We start from the raw sequence: 14,032 nt of genomic DNA, 5'->3' as shown, positions 1-14,032 counted from the left end.
GCTCAGATCCCCTTCCCGTCGCGGATGGCGACGGCGTCCGCTGCATGCCATCCGAGCGACAGAAGCTGCCCGATCTCGTAGGGCGCCGCGCCGCTGCGGGTCGGATGCGCGGCGACGAGTTGCGGCATGCCTGCCGTCTCCGGCGCGATGTAGAGCCGCGTCAGGCTGCCGCTGATCATCACATCCAAAAGCCGGCCAGAGAGCCGGCCGGCAAGCTGGCCTCCACCGCCGGCGTCCCCGACCACGAGATTCTGGGGACGCACCATCACCTTGATCGGCTCGCCTGCAGCGAAACTCCCGCCATTGCCGACCGCGCGCGAGGGCGCTGCCTGCGCGGCTAGGACGATGTCGAGCCCATCGCCGTCGACGCCACGCACGGTGGCGCTGAGCAAATTGGACTCGCCGAGGAAGTCTGCGACAAACACCGAGCGCGGACGGAAATAGAGGTCCGCAGGCGTGCCGAGCTGCTCGATCGCACCGGCATTCATCAGGCAGATGCGGTCAGACATCGTCATCGCCTCTTCCTGGTCGTGGGTGACGTAGACGATCGTGGTGCCGAGCTCGCGATGGATGCGCTTGATCTCGAGCTGCATCTGGTCGCGCAGCTTCTTGTCGAGCGCGCCGAGCGGCTCGTCCATCAGGATGATCGCAGGGCGATAGACGATGCAGCGCGCCAGCGCGATGCGCTGCTGCTGGCCGCCGGACAGCTCGCGCGGATAGCGTTTTGCAACGTGCGGCAGCCGCACCGTTTCCAGCGCCTCGGCCGTGCGCCGGCGCGCCTCGGCGTCGGCCACCTTCCGCATCTTCAGCGGAAACGCGATGTTGTCCTCGATCGTCATGTGAGGAAACAGCGCGTAGTTCTGGAACACGACGCCGATATCGCGATCGTAGGCCGGACTGTGCGTGACGTCGGCATCGTCGATCAGGATCCGCCCCTCGTCGGGATGGGCGAGGCCTGCGATCAGGCTGAGCAGCGTGGTCTTGCCCGATCCGGACGGGCCGAGCAGCGTGAGAAACTCGCCCTTGGCGACGTCGAGGCTGGTCGGCGCCAGCGCAACGAAGTCGCCATAACGCTTGCACAGCTCGTGAATGCGCAGGCTCGACGAGACCATGGGCCGCTCCGATCGCTTCGCGCTTCCCTTGGCGCCGGTCAAGCCAGGATCCAGCTGTTGAAGCGCTCGATGACGGCGGCCTGGTTGTCGTACCAGAATTTCGGATCGATCTTCAGCCCGGCCTTGATGTTGTCGGGATAGGTCGGGCAGTTCTTGGCGACCTCCGGCTTGACGTAGTTGAAGGCCTCCGGCTGCGTGAGGCCGGCCGGGAAGTATTCGACCAGCGCAGCCTGTCGCTTCGGATCGGAGGCGAACTTGATGAACTCACGGCAGGCATCCGCGTTCGGCGTGCCGGCGAGGATCGACCAATTGTCGGCGCCCCAGACCCCCTGGTTCCAGACGATCTCGACGGGGGCGCCTGCCGCCTGCGCCGACTGCGCACGCGACACCCAGGTCGGAAGCAGGTCGATCTCGCCCGAGGTCAGCATCTGCTCGACCTGCGCGCCGCTGGTCCACCACACCGCGACCGACGATTTGATCTTGTCGAGCGAGGCGAAGGCCTTGTCGAGATCGCAGGGATAGACCTGCGCGGTCGGTGCGCCCGCTCCCATCAGCGCCTCCTCGATCGTGTCGAACGGATGCTTGCGCACCGAGCGGCGGCCGGGGAAGTCCGCCACGTTCCAGAAATCGGCCCAGGATTGCGGCGCCTTGCGGCCCTTGAAGGCGTCGGTGCGATAGGCGAGCACTGTGGTGTAGACGTTGGTCGCGACGCCATAGGGCGACTCATATTCGGCGGGGATCGACTTGATCACCGGCTCGGCTTCGAGGCCATGCTTCTCGAGATATTGCTTGCCGCCCGTGGTCAGGATCTGGATCGCGGGCCAGGAGATCTTGGCCATGTCCCAGGTGTAGTTCTTGGTGTCGACCATGGTCTTGATCTGCGCGACCGGCTCGGCATTGGCCTGCACGCCGACGACCTCGATCCCGGTCGCCTCCGTGAACGGCCGGTAGTACACCGCGCCATAGGCCTTGGTGTAGATGCCGCCATCGTCGCGCACGACAATGCGCTTGCCCGCGGCGCGGGACGGCGACCAGATCGAGGGCGCAGCGAGCGCGACGGCGCCCGCTCCTGCACCGAGCACCAGGCGGCGTCGGGAAGTGATGATCTTCGGAGCGTTTGTCATGTCAGTCCCCTCTATGATGTTGCAATGGATGGTGGTGGCAGAACGCGGCCAGGATTGAAGAGACCCTTTGGATCGAATGCCTGTTTCACCGCCTGCATCAGCGCGAGCTCGACCGGCGGCTTGTATCGGGACATCTCGTCGGTCAGCGTGCGTCCAACGCCGTGCTCGGCGCTGAAGGTGCCGCGCAGCGAGCTTGCGACATCGTTCATGGCGCGGCGGATTCGCTGCGCCACGGCGTCGCGCTCCGGCACGGCGTCCCACTCGGCAAAGCTGAAGAAGGGAATGAGATGAATGTTGCCGTCGCCCATGTGGCCGACGATGATGAACGGCAGATCCGGCACGACCGCGCGCACGGCTGCCATCGCCTGGTCGATGAAAGCCGGCACGGTCGACACCGGAACCGCGGTGTCCGAGGTGAGGCCCACGCCGGCTTTCTTGTTGGCTTCCGAGACGCTGTGACGCACCAGCCACATCGCCTTGCGCTGCGCCTCGCTCGCAGCGACGACGCCGTCGCTGACCAGCCCCGCCTCGAGCGCCTGTTCGAGCACCACTTGCATCGTCGCCGCGAGCGCTGCGGCATCGCCGGTATCGGACAATTCGACGAGGACGTGCCAGGTGTCGATCTCCGCGACCGGGCAACGCCGGCCGGACACCTGCTCCAGCACGAGCTGGATCTGCTTCGCATTCATCAGCTCGAAGGCCGAGAGCCGTGAGCTGCAAGAGGCCTGGAACAGGCCGAGCACGTCCAGCGCCTTCTGCGGGCTGTCGACCGCGAGCCAGGCGACCGCCTCCGCCGTCGGCAGTGGATGCAGCTTCAGCACCGCGCCGGTGATGATGCCCAGCGTGCCCTCGGAGCCGATGAAGAGATGCTTGAGGTCGTACCCGGTGTTGTTCTTGCGCAACGCGTAGAGGCCGTCCCAGATCGATCCATCCGGCAGGACCACCTCCAGCCCGAGCACATTGTCGCGCGTGTTGCCGTAACGAAGCACGCCGGTGCCGCCGGCGTTGGTGCCGATATTGCCGCCGATCTGGCAGGACCCTTCGGCGCCGAGGCTCACCGGAAACAGCCGGCCGGCAGCGGCAGCGGTCTCCTGAATGGTTGCGAGCACGCAGCCGGCATCCACCACCATGGTGTTGTTGACGGGATCGAGCGAACGGATCCGGCGCATGCGGGTCAGCGCGACGATCACCGGCGGCTTGCCCTGCCCCGACGGCGTCGCTCCGCCGCACAGGCTGGTGTTGCCGCCCTGCGGCAGTATCGGCGTTTCATGCGCGACGCAGAGGCGGACGATGGCCGCGACCTGCTCCGTGGTCGACGGCAACACCGCGCAGAGCGCCGGCGCGCGGAAACGACCGCGCCAATCCTCGGTGAGCCCCGCGAGATCCTCCTCGCGAGTCAGCACGGCCGTGTCGCCCAGCAACTGCCTGAACGCCTCGATCAATGCCATCGACCGCCTCCGGGACGGGCCGACGCTGGCCCAAACGGGATCCGCTGAAATAATCGTATTGAGATTACTTCAATCGCATTATGCTGATCATGAATTCAGCGTGACAGGGAGTCAAGCGGGGGGCGTTCGATCATTTGCCGGCGTCGCAGGGAACGCGACTCCGGACCTCCGCTGTCATTCCCCGCGAAAGCGGGGAATCCAGTACGCCGCAGTCCATCGATTCGATCACAACCGTCTCGGAGTACTGGATCGCCCGGTCATCAAGCCGGGCGATGACACCGAGGGTGGGAAACAAGTTGTGCGGAAGGTGACAGCAGAAAAAAGTTGGATGCGCATTGCCTGCGCAAAAACAAAAAGGCCGGGATTGCTCCCGGCCTTTCGTCGTTATGAGGCGTCGCTTACTGCAGCGAGGCGCGCTTGGGCGGGGTGGCCGGCCACGACTTGATCAGGGTGTCGTAGTCGATCGTTTCGCCCTTCGGCTTCTCGTTGGCGAGCTTGCGCTGCGGAGCAATCGTGCCGTCCTTCTGGGCCTTGGCGAACCAGAACTCGGCCGACTCCTTCTTGTGCAGCTTCGGACCGCAGGCACCCTGCACGCCCGACTTCTCGATACGCTCCATGACGGAGTCCTGCGCGGCGGCAAGAGCATCCATCGCGGCTTGCGGCGTCTTCGCACCGGACGACGCATCGCCGATGTTCTGCCACCAGAGCTGCGCGAGCTTCGGATAGTCAGGCACGTTGTTGCCGGTCGGGGTCCACTGCACGCGCGCGGGCGAGCGGTAGAACTCTATCAGGCCGCCGAGCTTCGGCGCACGCTCGGTGAACGACTTGTCCCAGATGTCGGATTCACGGATGAAGGTGAGACCGACATGGCTCTTCTTCAGCGACACCGTCTTGGAGACGATGAACTGGAGATACAGCCAGGCTGCCTTGCGGCGATCCGCCGGGGTCGACTTCAGAAGCGTCAGCGAACCGGCGTCCTGGTAGCCGAGCTTCATGCCTTCCTTCCAGTACGAACCGTGCGGCGACGGAGCCATACGCCACTTCGGCGTACCGTCCGCGTTCATCACGGCGATGCCCGGCTTCACCATGTCGGCGGTGAAGGCGGTGTACCAGAACATCTGCTGGGCGATGTTACCCTGCGCCGGGACCGGACCCGATTCAGAGAACGTCATGCCCTGCGCCTGCGGCGGAGCGTACTTCTTCATCCACTCCAGGTACTTGGTGATCGAGTAGACCGCAGCCGGACCGTTGGTGTCGCCGCCGCGCTCGATCGACGAGCCGACCGGACGACAACCTTCCATGCGGATGCCCCACTCGTCGACCGGCAGACCGTTCGGAATGCCCTTGTCGCCGTTGCCCGCCATCGAGAGCCAGGCGTCGGTGAAACGCCAGCCGAGCGACGGGTCCTTCTTGCCATAGTCCATATGGCCGTAGACCTTGATGCCGTTGATCTCCTTGATGTCGTTCGTGAAGAACTCGGCGATGTCTTCATACGCCGACCAGTTCACGGGCACGCCGAGATCGTAGCCATACTTGGCCTTGAACTTGGCCTTGTAGTCAGGGTTGGTGAACCAGTCGTAGCGGAACCAGTAAAGGTTCGCGAACTGCTGGTCGGGCAGCTGATAGAGCTTGCCGTCCGGCGCGGTGCCGAACGACTTGCCGATGAAGTCGTTGACGTCGAGCTGGGGATCGGTGACGTCCTTGCCCTCGCCGGTCATGTAGTCCGACAGCGCGATGGTCTGGCCGTAGCGGAAGTGCGTGCCAATCAGGTCGGAGTCGTTGATCCAGCCATCATAGACGTTCTTTCCGGACTGCATCTGGGTCTGCAGCTTCTCGACCACGTCACCTTCCTGGATGATGTCGTGCTTGAGCTTGATGCCGGTCAGCTCGGAGAACGCCTTGGCGAGCGTCTGCGACTCGTATTCGTGGGTCGCGATGGTCTCGGAGACAACGTTGATCTCCATGCCCTTGAAGGGTTCGGCGGCCTTCGCGAACCACTCCAGCTCCTTCTTCTGGTCGTCCTTCGAAATGGTCGAAGGCTGGAATTCCGCAATCCACTTCTGGATGGCGGCATCGTCGGCGGCGCGAACCGGCGCCGAGGCAGCGAACGCGGTGGCGAGAATGGCCGCGGCGCTCGATACGGTCAGAAAGCTAATCTTGGTCAATGGGCCTTTCCTTCTCCTAAACTGTCGCATGTTGTTCCTCCGTTGCAGCGACAAAACTTTATACAGGCCCGGGTTGGTCCCGGATCTGGCCGTCCCTTCGCGAGCTTCAGACCGTGCGGAAAATGAGCACGGCCGTCGCCAGCGAAATTCCTGATGCGAGCCACAGGCTCGAAATCTCAATCCCCTCCTCGCCGATCGGCAGCGAGGCGATCGGGTTGGTGCCGACCAGGCCGATCCACACCAGATGGATGACGGCAGCCAAAATCAGCGAGATGAACAGCCGGTCGCCGCGCGTGGTCGGAATACTGAGCACGCCGACCCGCTCGGCTTCAGGATAGACCGACGCGAGCCACGTCATCGTTGCGAGCGTGCAGGCGAGCGCGACGAAGAAGATCGCCGTCGGCAGCGTCCAGGCCATCCATGCGATGGATTCCATGAAAACCTCCTCAGACCCGGCCAAGCGCGAAGCCGCGCGCAATGTAGTTGCGGACGAACCAGATCACCAGCGCGCCCGGGATGATGGTGAGCACACCGGCGGCCGCCAGCAGGCCCCAATCCATGCCGGCCGCCGACACCGTGCGGGTCATGATCGCCGCGATCGGCTTGGTCTGCACCGAGGTCAGGGTCCGCGCCAGCAGCAGCTCAACCCAGGAGAACATGAAGCAGAAGAAGGCGGCGACGCCGATGCCGCTCGCAATCAGCGGCACCAGGATCCGGATGAAGAAGCGCGGGAAGGAATAGCCGTCGAGGAAGGCGGTCTCGTCGATCTCGCGCGGTACGCCGGAGACGAAGCCCTCGAGGATCCACACCGCCAAGGGCACGTTGAAGATGCAGTGCGCCAGCGCAACCGCCCACGGCGTATCGAACAGGCCGATCGCCGAATAGAGGTTGAAGAACGGCAGCGCGTAGACCGCCGCCGGCGCCATACGGTTCGACAGCAGCCAGAAGAACAGGTGCTTGTCACCGAGGAAGCGGTAGCGCGAGAACGCATAGGCCGCGGGCAACGCCACCGAGATCGAGATGATGGTGTTGAGGATGACGTATTCCAGCGAATTGATATAGCCGGAATACCAGCTCTCGTCGGTGAAGATGCGCTTGTAGTGCTGCAGCGTCGGCGCATGCGGCCAGAGGGTCATCGTCGAGACGATCTCGGCGTTGGTCTTGAAGCTCATGTTGACGAGCCAGTAGATCGGCAACAGCAGGAAGATCAGGAACAGCCCCATGATGAGGCGGCGGCCGGGGATCGAGTGCATCACACGGCTCCTTCCTGCGGTTTGCGTTCGTTACCGGCATTGGTCATGACGGTGTAGAAGATCCAGCAGACGATCAGGATGATCAGATTGTAGACCAGCGAGAGTGCTGCGGCCTTGCCGAGGTCGAACTGGCCGAGCGCGATCTTGACCAACTCGATCGAGACGAAGGTGGTCGAGTTGCCGGGCCCGCCGCCGGTGACGACGAACGGCTCGGTATAGATCATGAAGCTGTCCATGAAGCGCAGCAGCACGGCGATCAGCAGCACGCGGTTCATCTTCGGCAGCTGGATCGCCTTGAACACGGCCCAGCGCGAGGCGCCGTCGATCTGCGCGGCCTGGTAATAGGCCTCCGGGATCGACTTCAGGCCGGCATAGCAGAGCAACGCGACGAGGCTGGTCCAATGCCAGACGTCCATCACGATGACCGTGACCCAGGCGTCGATGTCGTTGGACACGTAATTATAGTCGATGCCGATGGCATTCAGCACGTAGCCGAGCAGGCCGATGTCGGGACGGCCAAAGATCTGCCAGATCGTACCGACCACGTTCCACGGAATCAGCAGCGGCAGCGCGAGGATGACCAGGCAGGCTGCGACCGTCCAACCCTGGCGCGGCATCGACAGCGCCACCACGATGCCGAGCGGCACCTCGATCGCGAGGATCACCAGCGAGAAGAACAGATTGCGGCCGAGCGAGGCCAGGAAGCGGCCGCCGAGATCGGTCGAGGGATCGAGCAATTCCTTGAACCAGCCGACGCCGTTCCAGAAGAACTGGTTGTTGCCGAAGGTGTCCTGCATCGAATAGTTTACCACCGTCATCAGCGGCAGCACCGCCGAGAAGGCGACGACCAGGAACACCGGCAGCACCAGGAACCAGGCTTTTTGGTTGATGGTCTTGTCCATCAGGCGGCTCCTTCCACCAGAAGGCTGTCGGCATAGACGTGGATGTGCGCCGGATCGAATTTCAGCCCGGCGGTACCGTCCGAGCTGGTAAAGCCCGCAGGCGCCCGCGCCGCGAGCTTGGCATCGCCGAGACGCGCGCGCGCAAAGCGGATGCGGCCGAGATCGTCAAGGCGCTCGATCTTCGCAGTGAGCAGCCCGGGTGTGGGTGCGACGACCTCGACGAATTCCGGACGTACGCCGATCTCGATCTTGGCGGCAGCGGGAAGACTGTCGTAGCTGCGGTTGAGCGCGATGACGTGGCCGTCGATCCGCGCCTCGCGTCCCTTCACTTCGGCCGGCAGGATGTTCATGCCGGGCGAGCCGATGAAATAGCCGACGAAGGTATGGGCCGGCTTGTCGAACAGCTCGGCCGGCGTGCCGCTCTGCACCACGCGGCCGTCATGCATGACGACGACGGTGTCGGCGAAGGTCAGCGCCTCGGTCTGGTCGTGGGTGACGTAGATCATCGTCAGGTCGAGCTCGCGATGCAGCGCCTTCAGCTTGGAGCGGAGCTGCCATTTCAGCTCGGGATCGATCACCGTCAGCGGCTCGTCGAACAGCACGGCGGCGACATCGGAGCGGACGAGGCCGCGGCCGAGCGAGATTTTTTGCTTGGCGTCAGCCGTCAGCCGCGTCGCCTTGCGGTTCAGATAGGGCTCGAGGTCGAGCAGGCGGCCGATCTCGGCGACACGCTTGTCGATCTCGGCCTTCGGCACGCCGCGGTTCTTCAACGGAAACGCCAGGTTCTGCCCCACCGTCATGGTGTCGTAGATCACCGGAAACTGGAACACCTGGGCGATGTTGCGCTTCTGGGTTGACAGCGGTGTGATGTCCTTGTCGTCGAACAGGATTTTCCCCCGCGACGGCGTGATGATGCCGGAGATGACGTTGAGCAGCGTGGTCTTGCCGCAGCCGGACGGGCCGAGCAGCGCATAGGCGCCGCCTTGCCGCCAGGTCATGGTCACCGGCTTCAGCGCAAAGGTTTCCTGCGGCGCATCATTGCCGCCGTAGGAATGGGCGAGATCGACGAGGTCAATGCGAGCCATGGCGCACCTCCCTCACGAGCCCGGCGCGGCGACCAAACGGTCGGCCGCGTCGAAGACGAAGACATCATTGGGATCGAGCACGGCATCGATGGTCTGGCCGGGCTCGAACTCGTGCACGCCGTGCAGCACCGCAACCCAGTTCGATCCGTCGCGGGTCAAATGCACGAAACTCTCCGAACCGGTGATCTCGGTCACCGTCACCGTGGCATGGAAGGCATGGCGGTCGGCCTGGCCGTTGGCGAGCGCAAGCTGATGAGCACGAAAGCCGACGCGATAGGCGCCGTCAGCAAGTGAGGAATAGAGACCAGAGGCCGGCGCAGCGATGCCGCCCGCATATTGCACGGAACCGTTCTTCTTCTCGATGCCAACGAGATTGAGCGGCGGATCGGAGAACACCTGGGCGACGCGGAGCGTCTGCGGTCGGCGGTAGACGCTGGGCGTCTCGCCGATCTGGAGCGCCCGCCCCTCCCACATGCACACCGTGTTGCCGCCAAGCAGCAGCGCCTCGGTCGGCTCTGTCGTGGCGTAGACGAAGATCGCGCCGGACGCCTCGAAGATGCGCGGCAGCTCGGTGCGCAGCTCTTCGCGCAGCTTGTAGTCGAGATTGGCGAGCGGTTCGTCGAGCAGCACGAGGTCGGCGCCCTTGACCAGCGCGCGCGCCATCGCGGTGCGCTGCTGCTGGCCGCCGGAAAGCTGGAGCGGCGTGCGTTTCAGGAACGGCTCGAGTCGCAGCAGCCGGGCGGCTTCCGCCACGCGCGTCTCGATTTCCTCGCGCGGCTTGCCCTGCACGCGCAAGGGCGAAGCGATGTTCTCATAGACCGTGAGCGAGGGGTAATTGATGAACTGCTGATAGACCATTGCGACCGAACGCTGGCGCACGTCGACGCCGGTGACGTCCTTGCCGTTGACCAGCAGCTTGCCCGTGGTCGGCTTGTCGAGGCCGGCGAGCAGCCGCATGATCGAAGTCTTGCCCGACAGCGTCGGCCCGAGCAGCACGTTGAGCGTGCCGCTCTCGAGCGTCAGCGAGACGTCGCGGATGTGCGGGACCCCGTCGACGGTCCGCGTCACGTGATCGAGTGTCACGCTCATGAGCGTCCTCCTGCTTCCAGCAGAGGACTTTGCGACACAACGTGGCTCCTGATCCAGTCGTCCAGGGCGGCAATTTCGTCGGCAGATAGCCGCAGGCCAAGCTTGGAGCGGCGCCAGACGATATCCTCGGCGGTCACCGCCCATTCGTTGGTCATCAGGTAGCGAACCTCACGTTCGGTCAGAGTTGCGCCAAAGGCCTGGCCGAGATCGGCGGCCGATTTGGCGTCGCCGAGCAATTTGATGGCGCGGGTGCCATAGGCGCGCGCGAGACGTCGCGCATGCTCCTGGCTCAGGAAGGGATAGCCGCGCTGCAGCTCGCCGATCAGGCCGTCGACGGCCGACACATCCATGTCGCCGCCCGGCAGCGGCCATTTGCCGGTCCAGCCTTCGCGCGCTTTCGCACTGCGAAGATACGGCGCGAGCCGCTCCAGCGCCTCTTCAGCGAGGCGGCGATAGGTCGTGATCTTGCCGCCATAGATCGACAGCAGCGGCGAACCGCCGAGCGTGTCGAGTTCGAACACGTAGTCGCGGGTCGCAGCCTTGGCCTCGCTGGCGCCGTCGTCGTAGAGCGGCCGCACGCCGGAATAAGTCCAGACCACATCCTCCGGCGTGACGGGCTTGGCGAGATATTCGCTTGCGGCGGCGCAGAGATATTGGATCTCTTCTGCCGTCGCCTTCACCTTGGAGGGATCGCCGTCATAGTCGCGATCGGTGGTGCCGATCAGCGTAAAATCGTCCTGATAGGGGATGACGAAGATGATGCGGCCGTCGGCGTTCTGGAACATGTAGGCGCGGTCGTGGTCGTAGAGCTTCTTGACCACGATATGCGAGCCCTGCACCAGGCGCACTTTTGCCTTCGCGTTGACGCCGGCACCGCGGCCGAGCACGTCCTCGACCCAAGGGCCGCCGGCATTGACCAGCGCGCGGGCCTGGATCTGCGAGCGCGCGCCGGTCAGCGTGTCGACCATGCTGACGGTCCAGACGCCATCGGACTGCTTGATATCCGTCGCGCGGGTGCGGGTGCGAATCTCGGCGCCCTTGTCGGCGGCGTCGCGCGCATTGAGCACGACCAGACGGGCGTCATCGACGAAGCAGTCGGAATATTCGAATGCGCGGCTGTAGCGATTCGGGATCAGCGGACGGCCGACCTCGTCGCGCCGCAGATCAACCGAGCGGGTCGCCGGCAGCAAATGACGGCCGCCGATGTGGTCGTAGAGGAACAGGCCCAGACGCAGCAGCCAGGCGGGGCGCAAGCCCGCATGATGCGGCAAGACGAAACGCAGCGGACGGATGATGTGGGGCGCGATGCCCCAGAGAATCTCGCGCTCGATCAGCGCTTCGCGGACCAGCCGGAACTCGTAATATTCGAGATAGCGCAGGCCGCCATGCACCAGCTTGGTCGACCAGGACGACGTCCCGCTGGCCAGATCGTTCATTTCGCACAGGAACACAGTGTTTCCCCGGCCCACGGCATCGCGCGCGATGCCGCAACCGTTAACACCGCCTCCAATGATGGCGAGGTCGAAAATACGCTCCAACAGACGCATCCCCCGGCGACCCACTCGTTCCGTCGAGTGGCAACTTTCGTTTTTGATTAGATCACACCGAAAAACGAAAGCAAGATGAAAGAGAGGCGAAGGGAAGCGAAAGTGGAACTTTCTGGTGGGCAATTCGCCCTCGAAATAGGCGTCTGAAATGATGATCCGGGGCGCAGCGGCGCGCTTGAATAGTCACTTTGACTCTATTAGTCACAATAGTCATACTGGTCCTATTCGACATGACAGACCACAGCACCGCTCCCGATTCGCCACCGACCGACACTTGGACGCTTGCCAATGCCAAGGCACGCCTGTCCGAGGTGGTCGATCGCGCCCAAACCGGCCCACAGATCATCACCCGTCACGGCAGGCCCAATGCCGTGGTCGTTTCCGTCGAAGAATGGGCGCGAAAGACAGCGCGCAAAGGCACGCTCGCCGAATTCCTGCTGGCTTCGCCGCTACGCGGCGCCGACCTCGAACTTGAACGTGAGCAGGACGAACCACGCGACGAGATGCCGTGAACCTGCTCCTCGACACCAACATTCTGTCGGAGGTTCAGCGACCGGCGCCTTCCCCAAAAGTTCTGGCGTGGCTCGACACGGTCGATGAGGATCGTGCGTTCATCAGCGTTGCCTCGATCGCCGAGCTTCGCCGCGGCATCGCCTTGCTGGATGATGGCCGTCGGCGCGCGGCGCTAACCGCCTGGCTCGCACACGATCTGCCGGCCCGGTTTGCAGGGCGCATCCTGCCGATCGACCATGCGGTGGCCGAGCGCTGGGGCGATCTGATGACTCAAAGCCGCAGAAGCGGCATTGCATTGTCGGTCATGGACGGATTCTTTGCCGCGACCGCACTTACAAACGATCTCGCGCTCGTCACACGCAACCTGAAAGATTTTGCAGCGTTCGGCGTGACGCTGATCAACCCGTGGGACGGCTGACAGCAGCTCAGGGCAGCAAGCCGGCCGTCCGGTAGGCCTCGATCGCCTGATCGTAGACAGCTATGTCGCCGCGCCCGCGCGCCACGAGCTGCGCGCCTTCGACGGCTGCGAAAATCGCCAGCGCCCGCTGCGCGATCGCCCCGGCAGCCGCCTTCGATTTTCCACGCGACAGTAGCTTGATCAGCCACCGAATGTTGACGTCGGTGAACCTGTCGACTTCGGCTCTCACCTCGGCCGGCAAGTCATCGTGCTCGGCGGCCATAATTCCGCACAGGCACATCCTGTTGTTGTTCGACAGGGCGGAACGGAAGACATCCGTATACTTCCTCATGCAGGCTCCGATGTCCGGTGAAGCCTCAAGGAAGGCGTCGAAGATCTCGATCGCCTCGTCGGCATAACGACGCGCAAGCGCAGCGCCGAGGTCGCCTTTCGTCGGGAAATGATAGTGGATGCTGGCGCTCTTAACGCCCACCTCCTTCGCCAGTTCACGAAAGCTGAGGCCGCTGTAACCGCGCGCCTGCACCATCGCGCGGGCCGTATCCATGATCACCTGCTTCGTATCGGCCGTCATCATCGCCTCCGCCTATCTATCGATAGATAGCCCTTGACTCCGCCATTGCAAAGCCCCTACATCGCTCATCTACCTATCTATCGATAGATAAAGGAACACTCCCGTGAAAATCTATGATCGGCCCGGATTTCCGAATCCATCGCGCATTCGCATCGTACTTTCCGAGAAGGGGTTCGACGACAAGGTCGAGTTCATCAGCGTCGACCTGATCGGGGCAGAGCACAAGCAAGCGCCGTTCCTTGCGATCAATCCCTCAGGAAAAATCCCGGTGCTCGAACTCGATGACGGCACCTTGATTTCCGAATCGACGGCCATCACCGAATATCTGGACCATCTCGACGGCCATCCGGTCCTCACCGGCAAGACCCCGCGTGAGAAGGCCCTGATACACATGATGCAGAATCGCGCCGAGGCCGAGCTCATGGGCGCGATCGATGGCTACTTTCACTACGCCACGCCGGGTCTCGGGCCCGCGATGCAGCCCTATGTGGCTCCGGAATGGGCCGGGAGAAAGGAATGGGGGGAGCGGCAGCGCGCCAAGGCCATCCGCGGCATGACGTACTTCGACGGCGTCCTGAAGAGCCAACCATTCGTGGCCGGCGATGCCTTCTCGATGGCGGATATCACGGTGTTTGCGAGTCTGAACTTCGCTGAAGCAGCGGGGATATTGATTCCTGGTGAGTGCAAATCCCTCATTACCTGGCGGGAAAAAATATCAAATCTGCCGAGCGTGAAGAACCGGACAGGTCAAGATTTCCTGCAGGAAGACCTGAAACGTTTTGGTCTATGAATATTGGCATGATGT

14 protein-coding genes are annotated in these 14,032 nt (G+C 63.5%); 3 read left to right on the top strand and 11 right to left on the bottom strand.

Translation table 11 applies throughout. The features are described from left to right. Positions 1-2: 2 nt before the first annotated feature. The 10 genes from FXB40_RS08585 to glpD all read right to left on the bottom strand — a co-directional run bounded on the left by FXB40_RS08585 (position 3) and on the right by glpD (position 11,725). Positions 3-1,112, bottom strand: a complete 1,110-nt coding sequence (locus FXB40_RS08585) for an ABC transporter ATP-binding protein (RefSeq protein ID WP_148771778.1) — start codon at positions 1,110-1,112, stop codon at positions 3-5. A 38-nt stretch (positions 1,113-1,150) separates the two neighbouring features. Then, positions 1,151-2,236, bottom strand: a complete 1,086-nt coding sequence (locus FXB40_RS08580; protein WP_148771777.1) for an ABC transporter substrate-binding protein — start codon at positions 2,234-2,236, stop codon at positions 1,151-1,153. Positions 2,237-2,247: 11 nt separating this feature from the next. Next, the gene (locus FXB40_RS08575; RefSeq protein ID WP_148771776.1) at positions 2,248-3,684 is read right to left on the bottom strand and encodes an FAD-binding oxidoreductase; all 1,437 of its coding nucleotides are present in this window, start codon (positions 3,682-3,684) and stop codon (positions 2,248-2,250) included. A 398-nt stretch (positions 3,685-4,082) separates the two neighbouring features. Next, entirely contained in the window at positions 4,083-5,879 is a 1,797-nt protein-coding gene (locus tag FXB40_RS08570) for an ABC transporter substrate-binding protein (protein ID WP_148771775.1), read from the bottom strand. Positions 5,880-5,955: 76 nt separating this feature from the next. Continuing rightward, positions 5,956-6,285, bottom strand: a complete 330-nt coding sequence (locus tag FXB40_RS08565) for a DUF2160 domain-containing protein (protein ID WP_148771774.1) — start codon at positions 6,283-6,285, stop codon at positions 5,956-5,958. A gap of 10 nt (positions 6,286-6,295) precedes the next feature. Next, positions 6,296-7,102, bottom strand: a complete 807-nt coding sequence (locus FXB40_RS08560) for a carbohydrate ABC transporter permease (RefSeq protein ID WP_148771773.1) — start codon at positions 7,100-7,102, stop codon at positions 6,296-6,298. Beyond that, positions 7,102-8,004 carry a carbohydrate ABC transporter permease gene (locus FXB40_RS08555; RefSeq protein WP_148771772.1) on the bottom strand — a complete coding sequence of 301 codons (903 nt, stop codon included), beginning with the start codon at positions 8,002-8,004 and terminating at the stop codon, positions 7,102-7,104. The genes FXB40_RS08560 and FXB40_RS08555 overlap by 1 nt, the downstream gene beginning before the upstream one ends. Next, on the bottom strand, positions 8,004-9,089 hold the full coding sequence (locus tag FXB40_RS08550) for an ABC transporter ATP-binding protein (RefSeq protein WP_148771771.1): 1,086 nt from the start codon (positions 9,087-9,089) through the stop codon (positions 8,004-8,006). Before FXB40_RS08550 ends, FXB40_RS08555 begins: the two co-directional genes overlap by 1 nt. A 12-nt stretch (positions 9,090-9,101) precedes the next feature. After that, on the bottom strand, positions 9,102-10,178 hold the full coding sequence (locus FXB40_RS08545; protein WP_148771770.1) for an ABC transporter ATP-binding protein: 1,077 nt from the start codon (positions 10,176-10,178) through the stop codon (positions 9,102-9,104). Next, positions 10,175-11,725, bottom strand: coding sequence for a glycerol-3-phosphate dehydrogenase (glpD, locus tag FXB40_RS08540; protein ID WP_148771769.1), 1,551 nt, complete (start codon positions 11,723-11,725; stop codon positions 10,175-10,177). Before glpD ends, FXB40_RS08545 begins: the two co-directional genes overlap by 4 nt. A 230-nt stretch (positions 11,726-11,955) precedes the next feature. Here glpD and FXB40_RS08535 point away from each other — a divergent pair, with 230 nt between their 5' ends. After that, positions 11,956-12,237: a type II toxin-antitoxin system Phd/YefM family antitoxin gene (locus FXB40_RS08535; RefSeq protein WP_148771768.1), complete on the top strand. Its 282-nt coding sequence runs from the start codon at positions 11,956-11,958 to the stop codon at positions 12,235-12,237. Continuing rightward, entirely contained in the window at positions 12,234-12,656 is a 423-nt protein-coding gene (locus tag FXB40_RS08530; RefSeq protein ID WP_148771767.1) for a type II toxin-antitoxin system VapC family toxin, read from the top strand. Before FXB40_RS08535 ends, FXB40_RS08530 begins: the two co-directional genes overlap by 4 nt. Before the next feature lie 7 nt (positions 12,657-12,663). Here FXB40_RS08530 and FXB40_RS08525 read toward each other — a convergent pair whose 3' ends face one another. Then, complete coding sequence (locus FXB40_RS08525) at positions 12,664-13,227, bottom strand: TetR/AcrR family transcriptional regulator (RefSeq protein ID WP_210352147.1); 564 nt, start codon at positions 13,225-13,227, stop codon at positions 12,664-12,666. A 103-nt stretch (positions 13,228-13,330) separates the two neighbouring features. Here FXB40_RS08525 and FXB40_RS08520 point away from each other — a divergent pair, with 103 nt between their 5' ends. After that, complete coding sequence (locus FXB40_RS08520; protein ID WP_148771765.1) at positions 13,331-14,017, top strand: glutathione S-transferase family protein; 687 nt, start codon at positions 13,331-13,333, stop codon at positions 14,015-14,017. The last annotated feature ends 15 nt before the right edge of the window (positions 14,018-14,032 follow it).

Origin of the sequence: Bradyrhizobium rifense (assembly GCF_008123425.1) — a bacterium.
Classification (GTDB): Bacteria; Pseudomonadota; Alphaproteobacteria; order Rhizobiales; family Xanthobacteraceae; genus Bradyrhizobium; species Bradyrhizobium rifense.
This window is presented reverse-complemented; position numbering and strand designations above follow the sequence as displayed.